At 57.4% G+C, this 16,085-nt stretch carries 14 protein-coding genes; 9 read left to right on the top strand and 5 right to left on the bottom strand.

The genetic code is table 11. The features are described 5' to 3' along the window. Positions 1-48 precede the first annotated feature (48 nt). The 3 genes from DBY68_RS17270 to DBY68_RS17260 are packed head-to-tail and all read left to right on the top strand — an operon-like array spanning position 49 to position 4,972. Positions 49-1,116 (top strand): HlyD family efflux transporter periplasmic adaptor subunit, encoded by a 1,068-nt coding sequence (locus tag DBY68_RS17270; RefSeq protein WP_108476778.1) that lies wholly within the window; start codon positions 49-51, stop codon positions 1,114-1,116. Continuing rightward, a complete protein-coding gene (gene rbbA, locus DBY68_RS17265; RefSeq protein WP_108476779.1) occupies positions 1,113-3,848 on the top strand; it encodes a ribosome-associated ATPase/putative transporter RbbA in 2,736 nt (911 codons plus the stop codon). Before DBY68_RS17270 ends, rbbA begins: the two co-directional genes overlap by 4 nt. Further along, entirely contained in the window at positions 3,848-4,972 is a 1,125-nt protein-coding gene (locus DBY68_RS17260; RefSeq protein WP_108476780.1) for an ABC transporter permease, read from the top strand. Before rbbA ends, DBY68_RS17260 begins: the two co-directional genes overlap by 1 nt. 90 nt (positions 4,973-5,062) lie before the next feature. Here DBY68_RS17260 and DBY68_RS17255 read toward each other — a convergent pair whose 3' ends face one another. Then, positions 5,063-5,923 carry a LysR family transcriptional regulator gene (locus tag DBY68_RS17255; protein ID WP_108476781.1) on the bottom strand — a complete coding sequence of 287 codons (861 nt, stop codon included), beginning with the start codon at positions 5,921-5,923 and terminating at the stop codon, positions 5,063-5,065. A gap of 96 nt (positions 5,924-6,019) precedes the next feature. On the opposite strand from DBY68_RS17255, the gene DBY68_RS17250 reads away from it, so the two are divergent. Further along, positions 6,020-6,529, top strand: coding sequence for a phenolic acid decarboxylase (locus DBY68_RS17250; RefSeq protein ID WP_108476782.1), 510 nt, complete (start codon positions 6,020-6,022; stop codon positions 6,527-6,529). A 3-nt stretch (positions 6,530-6,532) separates the two neighbouring features. Here the strand turns inward: DBY68_RS17250 and DBY68_RS17245 are convergent, their stop codons facing one another. Further along, positions 6,533-7,582, bottom strand: coding sequence for an AI-2E family transporter (locus tag DBY68_RS17245; protein WP_108476783.1), 1,050 nt, complete (start codon positions 7,580-7,582; stop codon positions 6,533-6,535). 142 nt (positions 7,583-7,724) lie between these two features. Here DBY68_RS17245 and DBY68_RS17240 point away from each other — a divergent pair, with 142 nt between their 5' ends. Beyond that, positions 7,725-8,945, top strand: coding sequence for an MFS transporter (locus DBY68_RS17240; RefSeq protein ID WP_108476806.1), 1,221 nt, complete (start codon positions 7,725-7,727; stop codon positions 8,943-8,945). On the opposite strand, the gene DBY68_RS17235 is transcribed toward DBY68_RS17240, so the two are convergent. Continuing rightward, the gene (locus tag DBY68_RS17235) at positions 8,946-9,503 is read right to left on the bottom strand and encodes a DcrB family lipoprotein (protein WP_015962611.1); all 558 of its coding nucleotides are present in this window, start codon (positions 9,501-9,503) and stop codon (positions 8,946-8,948) included. It abuts the gene before it with no gap. A gap of 73 nt (positions 9,504-9,576) precedes the next feature. Beyond that, complete coding sequence (locus tag DBY68_RS17230) at positions 9,577-10,242, bottom strand: 7-cyano-7-deazaguanine/7-aminomethyl-7-deazaguanine transporter (RefSeq protein WP_108476784.1); 666 nt, start codon at positions 10,240-10,242, stop codon at positions 9,577-9,579. A gap of 199 nt (positions 10,243-10,441) precedes the next feature. Between DBY68_RS17230 and tusA the strand changes: the two genes are divergently transcribed. From tusA to DBY68_RS17210, 4 genes are all read left to right on the top strand, one after another. Beyond that, entirely contained in the window at positions 10,442-10,687 is a 246-nt protein-coding gene (gene tusA, locus DBY68_RS17225; protein WP_015962613.1) for a sulfurtransferase TusA, read from the top strand. A 186-nt stretch (positions 10,688-10,873) separates the two neighbouring features. Further along, entirely contained in the window at positions 10,874-11,857 is a 984-nt protein-coding gene (locus DBY68_RS17220) for a TRAP transporter substrate-binding protein (RefSeq protein WP_108476785.1), read from the top strand. Between the two features lie 10 nt (positions 11,858-11,867). Beyond that, the gene (locus tag DBY68_RS17215; RefSeq protein WP_015962615.1) at positions 11,868-12,377 is read left to right on the top strand and encodes a TRAP transporter small permease; all 510 of its coding nucleotides are present in this window, start codon (positions 11,868-11,870) and stop codon (positions 12,375-12,377) included. 11 nt (positions 12,378-12,388) lie between these two features. After that, positions 12,389-13,672 (top strand): TRAP transporter large permease, encoded by a 1,284-nt coding sequence (locus DBY68_RS17210; RefSeq protein ID WP_108476786.1) that lies wholly within the window; start codon positions 12,389-12,391, stop codon positions 13,670-13,672. Between the two features lie 182 nt (positions 13,673-13,854). Here the strand turns inward: DBY68_RS17210 and zntA are convergent, their stop codons facing one another. Then, positions 13,855-16,056, bottom strand: coding sequence for a Zn(II)/Cd(II)/Pb(II) translocating P-type ATPase ZntA (zntA, locus tag DBY68_RS17205; protein WP_108476787.1), 2,202 nt, complete (start codon positions 16,054-16,056; stop codon positions 13,855-13,857). Between the last annotated feature and the right edge of the window lie 29 nt (positions 16,057-16,085).

The following is a 16,085-nucleotide window of genomic DNA, read 5'->3' as shown; positions in this document are numbered from 1 at the left end:
GCTTTGTGACACGCGTGGTTTGGTAACAGGGATTATGGCGGGTCGAGTATGGACAACATTAAGCGTCATTTGACGTGGTGGATTATTGGCATCGTGGTGGTGGTGGCCGCCGTGGCGTGGTGGATGTTACGACCCGCGGGCGTACCGGAGGGTTTCGCGGCCAGCAATGGCAGAATCGAGGCCACGGAAGTGGATATCGCCACTAAAATAGCCGGACGCATCGACACCATACTGGTGTCGGAAGGGCAGTTTGTGCGTCAGGGCGAGGTGTTAGCGAAGATGGACACCCGCGTGCTTCAGGAGCAACGCCAGGAAGCTATTGCGCAAATCAAAGAAGCGGAAAGCGCGGTCGCGGCTGCACGAGCCTTGCTGGAGCAGCGCCAGAGCGAGATGCGTGCGGCACAGGCGGTGGTGAAGCAGCGTGATGCCGAGCTGGCATCCGTCTCTAAACGGCATACCCGTTCACAGACGCTGTCGACGCGCGGCGCGGTCTCAGCGCAACAATTAGATGACGATCGCGCGGCGGCAGAGAGCGCGCGTGCGGCGCTGGAGTCGGCAAAGGCACAGGTTTCGGCGTCCAATGCGGCGATTGAAGCAGCGCGCACCAATATCATTCAGGCGCAAACGCGCGTCGAGGCAGCGCAGGCCACCGAGCGGCGCATTCAGGCCGATATCGACGACAGCGAGCTAAAAGCCCCGCGCGACGGGCGCGTGCAATATCGTGTCGCCGAGCCGGGCGAAGTGCTGGCGGCGGGCGGCAGAGTGCTCAATATGGTTGATCTCAGCGATGTTTATATGACCTTCTTCCTGCCGACCGAGCAGGCGGGTTTGCTGAAGATTGGCGGTGAAGCGCGTCTGGTGCTCGATGCCGCACCCGATTTACGCGTTCCGGCCACCATCAGTTTTGTGGCGAGCGTCGCCCAGTTCACGCCAAAAACCGTGGAAACCCGCGATGAGCGGCTGAAGCTGATGTTCCGCGTGAAAGCGCGCATTCCACAAGCGCTGCTGCAACAGCATCTGGAATATGTGAAAACCGGGTTACCGGGCATGGCGTGGGTGCGTCTGGATGAACAGAAGCCCTGGCCGGATGACCTGATGGTGAGGCTGCCGCAATGACCGGGCAGGTAAGACCCGCTGTCGCGCAGCTTGAAGGCGTCGGCCAGCGTTACGGCGCGACGGTGGCGTTAAAGAACATTACGCTGAACATTCCCTCACGCTGTATGGTCGGCCTGATTGGCCCGGATGGCGTCGGGAAATCAAGCCTGCTGTCGCTGATTTCCGGTGCGCGGGTGATTGAGCAGGGCAATGTGATTGTGCTCGGCGGCGATATGCGCGATGCGGCGCACCGCCGCGATGTCTGCCCGCGCATCGCCTGGATGCCGCAGGGGCTGGGCAAAAACCTCTATCACACGCTGTCGGTGTATGAAAACGTCGACTTCTTCGCGCGCCTGTTTGGCCACAACAAAGCGGAGCGTGAAGCGCGGATCAGCGAATTGCTGAACAGCACCGGGCTGGCCCCGTTCCGCGATCGCCCCGCCGGGAAGCTTTCTGGTGGGATGAAGCAAAAGCTGGGGCTGTGCTGTGCGTTGATCCACGACCCGGAATTGCTGATCCTCGATGAACCCACAACCGGCGTTGACCCGCTTTCACGCGCGCAGTTCTGGGATCTGATCGACAGCATCCGCGAACGACAAAGCAACATGAGCGTGCTGGTCGCGACCGCCTACATGGAAGAAGCCGAGCGTTTTGACTGGCTGGTGGCAATGAACGACGGCGAAGTGATGGCGACGGGCAGCGCGCAGCAACTGCGGGATAAAACCGACAGCGAGACGCTGGAGCAAGCCTTTATCGCCCTGTTGCCAGAGGCGCAGCGGCAGGCGCATAAACCGGTCGTCATTCCGCCGTATCAGGCAGAAAATGCGGAAATCGCCATTGAAGCACGCGATCTCACCATGCGTTTCGGCGATTTTGTCGCGGTCGATCATGTGAACTTTCGCATTCCGCGCGGCGAGATTTTTGGTTTTCTCGGCTCCAACGGCTGCGGCAAATCGACCACCATGAAGATGCTGACCGGTCTGCTGCCTGCCAGCGAAGGCGAAGCCTGGCTGTTCGGCCAGCCCGTCGACCCGAACGATATCGAAACCCGCCGCCGGGTAGGGTATATGTCGCAGGCGTTCTCCCTTTACAGTGAACTCACCGTGCGGCAAAACCTGGAGCTTCACGCCCGCCTGTTTCATATTCCCGAAGCGGAGATCCCGCAGCGCGTCGCGGAAATGAGCGCGCGTTTCATGCTCACCGACGTCGAGGATGCGCTTCCTGCCTCGCTGCCACTGGGCATTCGCCAGCGATTGTCGCTGGCGGTAGCGGTGATCCATCGCCCGGAAATGCTCATTCTTGATGAACCGACCTCCGGCGTTGACCCGGTAGCACGCGATATGTTCTGGCAACTGATGGTTGATTTGTCGCGGCAGGATAAAGTCACTATTTTCATCTCCACCCACTTTATGAACGAAGCGGAGCGCTGCGACCGCATGTCGCTGATGCACGCGGGCAAAGTGCTGGCCAGCGGCACGCCGCAGGAACTGGTTGAGCGCCGTGGCGCGGCGAACCTGGAAGAGGCGTTTATCGCCTGGCTCCAGGAAGCGTCCGGCCCTGCGCAGGCGGTGACGCCGCCAGATGACATCCCGGTGACGCATGAAGCACCAACGCCGCCGCGTCAGGGCTTCAGCCTGCGCCGTCTGTTCAGCTACAGCCGCCGGGAAGCGCTGGAATTGCGCCGCGATCCGGTACGCTCGACGCTGGCGATGCTCGGCACGGTGATTCTGATGCTGATCATGGGTTACGGCATCAGCATGGACGTCGAAAACCTGCGCTTCGCGGTGCTCGATCGCGATCAAACCATGAGCAGCCAGGAATGGACGCTCAATCTTGCCGGTTCGCGCTATTTTATCGAACAGCCGCCGCTCACCAGCTATGACGAGCTGGATAAACGGATGCGGGCAGGCGAGGTCGCCGTGGCGATTGAAATTCCGCCCAACTTTGGCCGAGATATCGCGCGCGGTACGCCGGTGAAAATCGGTGTCTGGGTGGATGGTGCGATGCCGAGCCGCGCGGAAACGGTGCAGGGTTACGTGCAGGCGATGCACCTGACCTGGCTTCAGGACGTCGCCAGTCGCCAGCCGACGTCAAATGCGCAGAATGGCCTGATGACCATCGAAACCCGCTATCGCTATAACCCGGATGTAAAAAGCCTTCCGGCGATTGTGCCTGCGGTTATTCCGCTGCTGCTGATGATGATCCCCTCCATGCTCAGCGCGTTAAGCGTGGTGCGTGAAAAAGAGCTGGGGTCGATCATCAACCTGTACGTTACGCCGACGACACGGAGCGAATTCCTGCTTGGTAAACAGTTGCCCTACATCGCGCTGGGGATGCTCAACTTCTTCCTGCTATGCGCGTTGTCGGTGTTTGTGTTTGGCGTTGAACACAAAGGCAGTTTCCTCACCCTGACGCTGGCAGCGCTGCTGTATGTCACCATCGCCACCGGCATGGGGCTGCTGATTTCCACCTTTATGAAAAGTCAGATCGCCGCCATTTTTGGCACCTCGATCATTACGCTTATCCCGGCGACCCAGTTCTCCGGGATGATCGATCCGGTGGCGTCGCTCGAAGGGCCGGGGCGGTGGATCGGTGAGATCTACCCGACCAGCCATTTCCTGACCATCGCGCGTGGGACGTTTTCGAAGGCGCTGGATCTGGGCGATCTCTGGCCGCTGTTCATTCCGCTGCTGATTGCCGTGCCGCTGGTAATTGGCCTGAGCGTGCTGCTGCTGAAGAAACAGGAGGGATGATGCGCCGATTACGCAATATTTATAACCTGGGCATCAAGGAACTGCGCAGCCTGCTGGGCGATAAAGCGATGCTGGCGTTGATTGTGTTTGCGTTTACGCTGTCGGTTTACTCGTCGGCGACGGTCACGCCGGGGTCGCTGCATCTCGCACCGATTGCTATCGCGGATATGGACCAGTCGCAGCTTTCTAACCGTATAGTGAACAGCTTCTACCGCCCGTGGTTCCTGCCGCCGGAGATGATCACCGCCGATGAAATGGACGCCGGGCTGGATGCCGGGCGCTATACCTTCGCGGTGAATATACCGCCCAATTTTCAGCGTGATGTGCTGGCCGGGCGTCAGCCGGATATTCAGGTGAACGTTGATGCCACGCGTATGAGCCAGGCGTTTACCGGTAACAGCTACATCCAGAGCATTATCAACGGCGAGGTGAACAGTTTTGTCGCGCGCTACCGTGATAACAGCGAGCCGCTGGTGGCGCTGGAAACGCGGATGCGTTTTAACCCGAACCTTGAACCTGCGTGGTTCGGCGGAGTGATGGCGATTATCAACAATATCACCATGCTGGCGATTGTGCTGACAGGCTCGGCGCTTATCCGCGAACGCGAGCACGGCACCGTTGAGCATTTGCTGGTGATGCCAATTACGCCGTTTGAAATCATGATGGCCAAGATCTGGTCGATGGGGCTGGTGGTGCTGGTAGTGTCCGGATTGTCGCTGGTGCTGATGGTGCAGGGTGTGCTGGGCGTGCCGATTGAAGGATCGATCCCGCTGTTTATGCTCGGCGTGGCGTTAAGTCTGTTTGCCACCACGTCTATCGGGATTTTCATGGGTACGGTGGCGCGCTCGATGCCGCAACTGGGGCTGTTGATGATTCTGGTGCTGTTGCCGCTACAGATGCTCTCCGGCGGCTCGACGCCGCGTGAAAGTATGCCGCAAATGGTACAGGACATAATGTTGTCGATGCCGACGACCCATTTTGTCAGCCTGGCGCAGGCGATTCTCTATCGCGGTGCCGGGTTTGAGATTGTCTGGCCGCAGTTTGTCACGCTGCTGGCGATTGGTGGGGTGTTCTTTATGATTGCCCTGCTGCGGTTCAGGAAGACGATTGCGACGATGGCGTAGCCTGGGGTTGCCGGATGGCGAGTATCGTCAATGCATTCGTAGGCCGGATAAGGCGTAGCCGCATCCGGCATTTCCCTGCACTGCGTTTCCCTACCCTTCGCTAAACAGCCGCAACAGCGTCTCAACCTGCTCATCCAGCGGGGCGAGATCCTGCTTCACGATTAAATGCAGCGGCGTGGCGCGACGCGCGCCGTGATGCAACGGTAAAGGCTTCAATACGCCTTGTTCCAGCAGGCGCTGAATACGCTCTTCCGGCAACCAGCCGTAGCCCACCTGATACATCACCGCATCAATCGCTGCATCAATTGTCGAAAAGGTCCACGCATCGCTTCCCGGCTGGCGTGTGCTGTCATGGTCGGCAATACGAATGAGCGGCCAGTTACGCAGCATCTCATCGCTGAACGGGGCATCCTGGTGAAACAGCGGGTGATCGCGATGCGCGACGGCGATGAAATCGATATTCATCAACCATTCGCCGCGCCCGGTAATATCCTGACGTCGCGTCAGCACCATCACATCCGCTTCTGCCTGAACGGCATCGCTGTTAGTGCTGTTCTCCAGCACTTCCGTCAAACGCACCTGCGTTTTCGGGTACGCCTGCTGAAACTCGCGCAGGATCGCAAACAGCCGCTTGCGCGGGAAGATGCTGTCCACCACTAAATCCAGTCGCGTGCGCATGCCGTCGCGTAGCGTGGCGGCACGGGTTTCGACCCAGGCGAAGGCTTTCAGTAGCGGTTTCACCTGACTGAGTAACAGTTCCCCGGCGGGTGTCAGTACCGCGCGGCGGCCTTCTGGTGCCAGTAGCGCGACGCCTAATCGTTCCTGCAACAACGATAAGTTATAGCTTACCGATGACTGGCTACGGTTGGTCTCTTCTGCGGCTTTGGCAAAGCTGCCTGATTCAACTACTTTTTCGAGGAGCGCCCACTGCTCAAGCGTTGTTTTATGCATAATTGATTTAAAATTTAGATGAATTTCATTCAAACATAGCGTTATTCATTCATATTTTAAAGCAATAAGATAACTCCATCGAAAAGAGGAGAACGAATTATGAGCAGCTTTGATAAACATGATTTAAGCGGTTTTATCGGTAAACATCTGGTTTATACCTACGATAACGGCTGGAACTACGAAATTTACGTCAAAAACGCCAATACCCTTGATTACCGCATTCACAGCGGTCTGGTAGGGAATCGTTGGGTGAAAGATCAGCAGGCATACATCGTGCGTGTCGGGGAAAGCATCTACAAAATTTCATGGACTGAACCGACCGGTACCGACGTTAGCCTGATTGTGAACCTGGGCGACAAACTGTTCCACGGCACCATCTTCTTCCCGCGTTGGATCATGAACAACCCGGAAAAAACCGTCTGCTTCCAGAACGATCATATTCCACTGATGAATTCGTATCGTGATGCCGGCCCGGCCTATCCGACCGAAGTGATTGATGAGTTCGCGACCATTACCTTTGTACGCGACTGCGGCCCGGACGATGACAGCGTCATCGCCTGTGCCGCCAGTGAACTGCCGAAAGATTTCCCGGCAAACCTGCGCTAAAGACTAGCCCGGCAGGCGGCTTTTGGGCCGCCCCGGGCCAAGCAGTATCGCCAGTTTGCTCCCGCCTTTTGTGGTTTCCATCCAGATTTTACAGACGCTGGTCAGCGGCACCGACAGCAACATGCCCACCGGCCCCAGCAGCCATCCCCATATCAGCAACGACAAGAACACCACCAGCGTCGACATCCCCAGACGATGCCCCATCACGCGTGGCTCCAGAATATTGCCCAGCACCATGTGCACCACCAGGAACAGCGCACCGACCATTAAACATTCGTAATAGCCATTAAACAGCAGTGCCTGAATCATCGGCGGAATGGCGGAAATCACCGAGCCAATGTTGGGAATGTAGTTCAGCAAAAACGCCAGCACGCCCCACATCAGCGCGAATTGCACATCGAGCAGCAACAGGCCGAGCCAGACAATCACGCCTGTCATCACGCTGATAAATGTTTTGAGCGCCAGATAATGGGATACCCCTTTTAACGCACGGTGGAGCCCGGCGATATGTACCTGCGGGTTGACGAGAGCAAACCGCATTTTGTAAGGGACGTGGCGGGCTTCGAAAAGCATGAATACCACAGTCATGATCAGCAGCACGATGCTGGTCATCGCCCCGGATAGCTGGGTCATTAAGGCTGTCGCCAGGGTCATCACCTTATCGGAATCCATTCGCTGGAGTAATCTTTCCGGCGAGATGTGCAGATGCAGAAACGGCAGCATCTCCTGTAACTCGATAAACTTACGGGTGAGCTCTTTGTTGTAACTCGGCATCAGGGCAATGAAGTCATTGATTGACGAGGCGAGGACGGCCATCAGCGCCGTAAGGAAGAAGAGCATCACTATCATCACAATGGTGATGGCCAGCGCACGCGAGAATCCCCTTCGCAAAAACCACGTCACCAGCGGGTTAAGCACAATGGCGAAAAAGAGCGCCAGCAGCAACTGGACGATGATATCGGCGGCGGCATGAATACCGGCCAGGATCACCACCAGGGCGGCGAGTTTGAGTAAAATATGCAGGCCCGCTTTATCAGGCTGTGGGGAGGTCATATCGAATTCCTTTTGATCGTTCGCACTTAAGTGTAGTGCGAAGCGGCAGGCTTATTATCTGAAAGTGCGCGGTGCAAAAGCGCGACTTCAATTTCAGCGCATGCAATAATGAAAACATCGTTTTAAAATTCGGATGTTTGTCATGCCAGACACCGCAGATGGGGCACAACTCAGCGGTTTTCGCCTCAATTTACGCATCGTTTCCGTCGTTATTTTCAACTTCGCCAGCTATCTTACCATCGGCCTGCCACTTGCGGTGCTGCCGGGCTATGTCCATGATGTCATGGGGTTTAGCGCCTTCTGGGCGGGTCTGGTTATCAGCCTGCAATACTTCGCCACACTGTTAAGTCGTCCGCATGCCGGGCGCTTTGCCGACCAACTTGGGCCGAAGAAAATCGTGGTGTTTGGTCTGTGCGGCTGTTTTCTCAGCGGCCTGAGTTATTTGCTGGCGGCGATGGGCGGTAGTTGGCCGATAGTAAGCCTGGTGCTGCTGTGCCTGGGACGGGTGATTCTGGGGATTGGCCAGAGCTTTGCCGGGACGGGCTCCACGCTGTGGGGTGTCGGTGTGGTCGGCTCGCTGCATATTGGGCGGGTCATCTCCTGGAACGGCATCGTAACTTACGGAGCGATGGCGATGGGCGCGCCACTCGGCGTGCTCTGTTACCAGTACGGCGGCCTGCACGGTCTGGCGCTGGTGATTATGGCGGTTGCTGCGCTGGCAGTGATTTGTGCACTGCCGCGTGCGGAAGTGAAAGCGGCGAAGGGCAAGGTGATGTCGTTTCGCGCGGTGCTCGGGCGCGTCTGGCCCTACGGCATGGCGCTGGCGCTGGCCTCGGCGGGCTTCGGCGTTATCGCGACCTTCATTACGCTGTTTTATGACGCCAAAGGCTGGGACGGCGCAGCCTTTGCGCTCACGCTCTTTAGCTGCGCATTCGTTGGCACGCGTCTGCTGTTCCCCAACGGGATCAACCGTCTGGGCGGGCTGAACGTAGCCATGATCTGTTTTTCGGTTGAGATTATCGGCCTTCTGTTGGTCGGAATCGCTGATACGCCACTGATAGCGAAAATCGGCACCTTCCTGGCGGGAGCAGGCTTCTCGCTGGTCTTCCCGGCGCTGGGTGTGGTGGCGGTGAAGGCCGTACCGCCGCAAAATCAGGGTTCCGCGCTGGCAACCTACACGGTGTTTATGGATTTATCGCTCGGGATTACCGGGCCGCTCGCCGGGCTGATGATGGCGTGGATGGGCGTGTCGACGATTTATCTGGCTGCCGCCGGGCTGGTGGCGATTGCGCTGCTACTGGGATGGCGGCTAAAAAAAAGGCCTCCGGTTGAACAACCGAAGGCCGCGTCATCATCAGACTAATTAGTTGATAACGATAGTGTTAATGATGTTTTCAGCGGCAGTTTGCGCCTGCTGCTGATTGTCTGCCGGCAGGGTAACCTGCATGGTCAGCAGCTTGCCATCAATTTTGCCGAGGATAACGGAAGAGTACGCAGTCTGGCCTTTGGCAGAAATAATGCTGTCCAGTTGTTGCAGCGTGTGGCCTTTCACCTCGATGGATTTATTGGTCACAACCTGCAGCTGCGGGTCGCGGCTGCGCTGTTGCTCTTCCAGACGTTTCGCCATCACGCCGAGGTCTTCATCGGTGTTGTCGCCCACGATAACGATCACGGCTTTCTGCCCGGTCGCATCAGAGTAAACGTGCATGTTGTTGCTCTGGGTGCCCATCTTCCCGCTCTGGTCGGTCATATCCGCGGGTAATGAGAAGCTCAGCTTGCCATCCAGCAGGTTAATCGGCTGCCCGGAGGCGTTGCTCTCTGCCGCCGCACCCTGTGCCGGAGCTTTGGTATCGCTGTTGTCACAGGCTGCCAGCCCCGCAACCAGCAGGCCAATACCAACGTATTTCACCAATTTGCGCATTGACTTCTTCCTTTCGATAAACGGCCATTAACGGCTCATTCACCCATCTTATCACAACTCGGAAAACGAACCTTTAACCTGGCTGCATTGCTGACAAATCGGATTTGTCTGCCAGGCGTTTCATCAGCATATTCAGCAGCACGCCGTACATCGGCAGGAAGAAAATGATGCTGATCAGCACTTTAAAGCAGTAATCGACCAGCGCGATTTCCACCCAGTGCTGCGCCATAAACGGGTCAGTGCTGCGCCAGAAGGCGATGAAGAAGAAGGCCAGCGTGTCGCTGATATTGCCGAACAGCGTCGAGGCCGTCGGCGCGAGCCACCAGTGTCGGCTTTGACGCAGGCGGTTAAAGACGTGAACGTCGAGGATTTGCCCCAGTGCATAGGCCATAAAGCTGGCGGCGGCGATACGAGCGACAAAAAGGTTGAAACTCGCCAGTGCGCCAAACCCCTGCCACTCACCCATATAGAAAAGTGATGAGATAGCGTAGGAGACCATCAGTGCGGGGAGCATGACTGCGAAAACGATGCGTCGAGCCAGCGGCGCGCCAAAGATGCGCACGGTGAGGTCAGTCGCAAGGAAAATAAACGGAAAGCTGAACGCGCCCCAGGTGGTGTGGAAGCCAAAAACAGAAACCGGCAACTGCACCAGATAGTTACTGGAGATAATCACCAGCAAATGGAATAGCGATAGCCAAACCAGCGCGTGCCTGCGCTGTACGGATGTAAAGGGAGTCATATTGTACCTTTTTAGTGATTGGGGTGAGGGAACCCAATAAAACTGTTCGTATTCTTATCGTTACCTGCGCGATAAGGGAGCGAATGATACTGCTTCCGCGCATCATTGCAATGGTTGTTTTTCACGCAATCGTTAACCTGACTTGCGTCACAGAAATCACGGCGTAAACTAAGCCCGATTTTTCTACGGTGAGACCACAATGACCGATCTGTTCGCCAGCCCAAACCATACTTTAGATGCCCTTGGCCTTCGTTGCCCGGAGCCAGTGATGATGGTGCGCAAAACCGTGCGCACGATGCCCGTGGGTGAAACGCTGCTGATTATTGCCGACGACCCGGCAACCACCCGCGATATTCCGGGTTTCTGCACGTTCATGGAACATGAACTGATTGCCAAAGAGACCGACACTCTGCCGTATCGCTACCTGCTGCGTAAAAGCCATTAGTTTTTGTCAGGGCAGATTCTGTGATCTGTCCTAAAATATCGTTATCACATCGTTAAAATCGCGTTTCGAAATTGTTTCTTTTGTGAGTTATCTCACCGCCCACCTCGCACTTCCCGTCTAGTTTTTAAGCGGAAAACTAAAACAACGTTTTATCTCTTACCGCAAAAATACCGCTGGAGCCGACCGATGAAGATGACTGTTAAGCCATTCGTGGCCGCTTTGTGCCTTTCCTCCGCTGCCTTCCTGTTTACCTCTTACGCCTCGGCGCAGGTGATCAAGGCCGCTGACGTTCACCCTGAGGGCTACCCGAACGTGGTGGCGGTGCAGCATATGGGGGAGAAACTTAAACAGCAAACCGGTGACAAGCTGGAGATTAAAGTCTTTCCCGGCGGCGTGCTGGGCGATGAGAAGCAGATGATCGAGCAGGCGCAGATGGGGGCGATCGACATGATCCGCGTATCGATGGCCCCGGTCGCGGCGATTTTGCCGGATATCGAAGTCTTCACGCTGCCTTACGTTTTTCGCGATGAAGATCATATGCATAAGGTGATTGACGGCGAGATCGGTAAGCAGATTGGCGACAAGCTCACTAACAATCCGAAATCGCGGCTGGTCTTCCTCGGCTGGATGGATTCCGGTACGCGTAATCTCATCACTAAAGAGCCGGTGCTGAAGGCGGAAGATCTCAAGGGGATGAAAATTCGCGTGCAGGGCAGCCCGGTTGCGCTGGCGACACTCAAAGATATGGGCGCGAACTCGGTGGCGATGGGCGTGAGCGAGGTTTACAGCGGCCTGCAAACGGGCGTGATTGACGGCGCGGAGAATAACCCGCCGACGTTTATTGCCCATAACTATCTGCCCGTCGCCAAAAACTACACCCTGAGCGGCCACTTTATTACCCCGGAAATGCTGCTCTACTCGAAAGTGAAGTGGGACAAACTGAGCCCGGACGATCAGCAAAAAATCATCACCCTGGCCCATGAAGCGCAGCTGGAGCAGCGTGAACTGTGGAAAGCCTACAACGACCAGGCGCTGGCGAAGATGAAAGCGGGCGGCGTGCAGTTCCACGAAATCGACAAAACCTTCTTTGTACAGGCCACGGAACCGGTGCGAAAAGCCTATGGCGAAAAGCATCAGGATCTGATGAAAGCGATTGCTGATGTCCAGTAGCGGAGGCGTTATGTCAGAGCATTTTTCGCGCGCAATGGACCGGCTCTATATGCTGGCGATGTGGGTCGCCGGGTTGTCACTGCTGCTGATGACGATAGTCATTCCGGTGGGGATTTTTTCTCGCTATGTGCTTAACCGGGGCGAATCCTGGCCGGAGCCGATTGCCATTATCTGCATGGTGACCTTCACCTTTATCGGCGCGGCGGTGGGCTATCGGGCCGGGTCGCATATCGCGGTCAATATGCTCACCGACCGCTTGCCCGCAGCGCTGCAAAAAGCGGCGGCGCGGCTGGTGGACTTACTGATGCTGTTGGTGACCGTCCTGATGTTCTGGTACAGCTTCTGGCTCTGCGTCGAGTTGTGGGAGCAACCCGTTGCGGAATTCCCGGTGATGACCTCCGGCGAGAGCTATCTGCCGCTGCCGGTGGGTTCCGCTGTGCTGATTCTGTTTGTGATTGAGCGCCTGCTGTTCGGTTCGCAGGAACACCGCCCGGTGGTGCTCATCGGTAACCACGGTTAATGAGGTGAAAGATGGATGCGTTTATTTTGCTTTTCACCCTCGCCATTCTGTTGGCCGTGGGGATGCCCGTCGCGTTCGCGGTGGGCTTAAGTGCCGTTGCCGGCGCGCTGTGGATTGACCTGCCGCTGGAGGCGTTGATGATCCAGATAACCAGTGGGGTGAACAAGTTTACCCTGCTGGCGATCCCGTTCTTTATTCTGGCAGGGGCGATCATGGCTGAGGGGGGTATCGCCCGGCGGTTGGTCAATTTCGCCTATCTTTTCGTGGGCTTTATTCGCGGTGGGCTATCGCTGGTGAACATTGTTGCCTCGACCTTTTTCGGCGCGATTTCCGGTTCATCGGTGGCGGATACGGCGTCTATCGGCAGCGTAATGATCCCCGAGATGGAAAAGAAAGGTTACCCGCGCGAATACGCGGCGGCGGTGACGGCGAGCGGTTCAGTGCAGGCGATTTTGATCCCGCCCAGCCATAACTCGGTGATTTACTCGCTGGCGGCGGGCGGTACGGTTTCTATTGCGTCGTTGTTTATTGCGGGCGTGCTACCAGGCTTATTGCTGGGGTTGTGCCTGATGATCCTGTGTCTCGGTTTTGCCCATAAGCGCGGTTATCCGAAAGGGGAGCGCATCCCGTTTAAGCAGGCGGTGAAGATTTTTGTCGATGCGCTGTGGGGGCTGATGACGGTGGTCATTATTCTCGGCGGTATTCTCTCCGGCATTTTTACCGCCACCGAATCGGCGGCGGTCGCCTGCTTGTGGGCGTTTTTCGTGACCATGTTTATCTACCGTGATTATAAGTGGAGCGAGCTGCCGAAGCTGATGTGCCGGACGGTGAAAACGGTCAGTATCGTGATGATTTTGATTGGTTTTGCCGCCGCATTTGGCGCGGTGATGACCTATATGCAGCTTCCGGTGCGCATCACCGGGTTCTTTACATCGCTGTCAGATAACAAGTACGTCATTTTGATGTATCTGAACATTATGCTGTTACTGATTGGTACGCTGATGGATATGGCGCCGATTATCCTGATCCTGACGCCGGTGCTGTTGCCGGTGACCAATGCGCTGGGCATCGACCCGGTACATTTTGGCATGATCATGATGGTGAATTTGGGAATTGGCCTGATTACCCCGCCGGTGGGCTCGGTGCTGTTTGTCGCCAGCGCGGTGAGTAAGCAGAAAATTGAGAGCGTGGTGAAAGCAATGTTGCCGTTTTACGGCATGTTGTTGATGGTGCTGGCGCTGGTGACCTACGTTCCGGCGATATCGTTATGGTTGCCGGGGGTATTGGGGATGTGAGTTTTGTGCGCGTTGTTGCCGGATGCGCTTCGCTTATCCGGCCTACGGTAAGATTGCGGCGTGCCAATACATTCGTAGGCCGGATAAGGCGCAGCCGCATCCGGCTAACCCCGGCACCGCATTCATTGACGCTGCATGTTTTCGTAGGCCGGATAAGGCGTAGCCGCATCCGGCAAACCTCCTCACCGCAGCTTCATCCGCAACAACCGCAGCGCGTTCAGCGTGACCAGCACCGTTGCCCCGGTATCCGCCAGTACCGCCAGCCACAGCCCGGTAAGACCGAGCAGAGTGGTGACGAGGAAAATGCCTTTTAACCCCAGCGCGATGGCAATGTTCTGCCGCACATTGGCGTGCGTAGCGCGCGCCAGACTCAGCATTTGCGCCAGCCCGGTTAAGCGGTTGTGCGTCAGGGCGGCATCGGCGGTTTCCAGCGCCACATCACTGCCGCTACCCATCGCAATCCCAATAGTAGACGCCTTCATGGCTGGCGCGTCGTTAATACCATCGCCGACCATCGCCAGCGGCGCTTTCGCATTTAACGCTGTGACCTCGGTGACTTTATCCGCCGGCAGCAGCCCGGCGCGGAAATCGAGCCCCAGTTCGCCCGCGATAGCCGCTGCCGCACGCGGGTTATCGCCGGTCAGAATAATGCCCTGAATGCCCAGCGTGTGCAGGGTGTCGATGGCTTCGCGCGCGTCATCACGCAGCGTATCGCGCAGTGCCAGTATGCCCAGCAGAGCCTCTCCGCGCGTCACCAGTACCACCGTGTTACCGGCTTTTTCCAGTTCTTCGATCGGCATCTGATGGGCATCCGCCGCGAATTTACCCGCCGCGCAAATCAGAATGCGTTGCCCATTAACGTCCGCTTCGATACCGGAACCCGCCAGCGTGCGCTGGTTGTTAGCTGCGGGCAACGTTAGCTGGCGCTGTTGCGCCTCGCGAACAATGGCCTGTGCCAGCGGGTGCGTTGAGCCTTGCTCTACGGCGGCGGCCAGCGCCAGTAGACTGTTTTCGTCGAGCTCCGCCACGGCGACAACGGATGTCACTTGCGGCTTGCCGACGGTCAGGGTGCCGGTTTTATCGAACGCCACCTGCTGCACGCGGCCCAGTTGTTCCAGCGCCGCGCCGCCTTTAATCAGTGCGCCATAGCGTGCGGCGGTTGCCAGGCCGGAGGTTATCGCCGCCGGCGTTGAGATTACCAGCGCGCATGGGCAGCCAATCAGCAGTAACGTCAGACCTTTGTAGATCCACTCCAGCCACGGCGCGGAAAATGCCAGCGGCGGCACCAGCGCAACCAGCAGCGCCACGACCATAATCGCCGGGGTGTAGACGCGGCTGAAACGGTCAATAAAGCGCTCAATCGGCGCACGGCGCTCTTCCGCTTCTTCAATTAAACGCAGAATGCGGTCGATAGCGCTGTCGCCAGGCTGTGAGGTGACGGTGATTTGCACCAGCCGATCGACGCTGGTGGCCCCGGCGCTGACGCGCTCGCCCGCACTGTGTTCCACCGGAATAGATTCACCGGTTAAGGCGCTTTCATCAAAGCTGGCAAAGCGTGAGATCAGTGTACCGTCGGCAGGTAAGCGCCCGCCCGCCGCCACTTCAATTACATCGCCTGGGCGTAAATCCTGCTGTGCGACGGTTTCACGCCGATCGCCACGTACGCGCACGGCGGTGTCGGGCTTTAGCGCCATTAGCGCGCTCACGCCCTGACGTGCGCGGGTTGCCGCCCAGCCTTCGAGTCGCTCGCCGATTAAAAACAGCAGTAATACCATCGCCGCTTCCGCCGTTGCGCCAATGAACAGCGCGCCAATCGCCGCGACGCTCATTAGCGTTTCGATGGCAAACCAGCTACCGCTTTTGATCAGGCGTAACGCCTGACGCGCCACCGGATAGAGGCCGACCAGCGTCGTCGCGATAAACGCGGCATTGCCGAGCGGATGATTGAAATGCTCCAGCCCCCAGCTGATCGCCATCAGCAGCGTTAGCAAAATGAGCGGTAGATTCTCGCGCAGACGGGAAGGGGCTTCTTCCGCTTTAGGCGTGTTTGCATTGCGCAGGGTGTACCCGGCGGCAGTGACCGCGCGTTCGACCTGGTCGCGAATGTCGTCGTCGGCATCAACCAGCAGCTTTTCGGTGGCGAACAGGACTTTAACCTGTTTAACGCCGGGGATCTGATTTACCGCTGTTTCGACTTTGCGGGCGCAGGCGGCGCAGTCCATGCCATCGACAAGCCAGCTATAGCGGGCATCAGCCAGGCTGTCGGCAACGGTCGGCGCGCACTCGCCGTCGCAGCAGCAGTCGTCCGTTTTGGCAGGCGCAGGGGTAAACTTCAGTGAGGAAAACTGCGGCGCTCTGGCGGGCTTCGTCTCTGGAGTCGACATGGTATCCTCCGGTTAATGATCGTTGTTTC

It is taken from the genome of Pseudocitrobacter sp. RIT415, from assembly GCF_003057695.2.
GTDB lineage: Bacteria > Pseudomonadota > Gammaproteobacteria > Enterobacterales > Enterobacteriaceae > Pseudocitrobacter > Pseudocitrobacter faecalis.
This window is presented reverse-complemented; position numbering and strand designations above follow the sequence as displayed.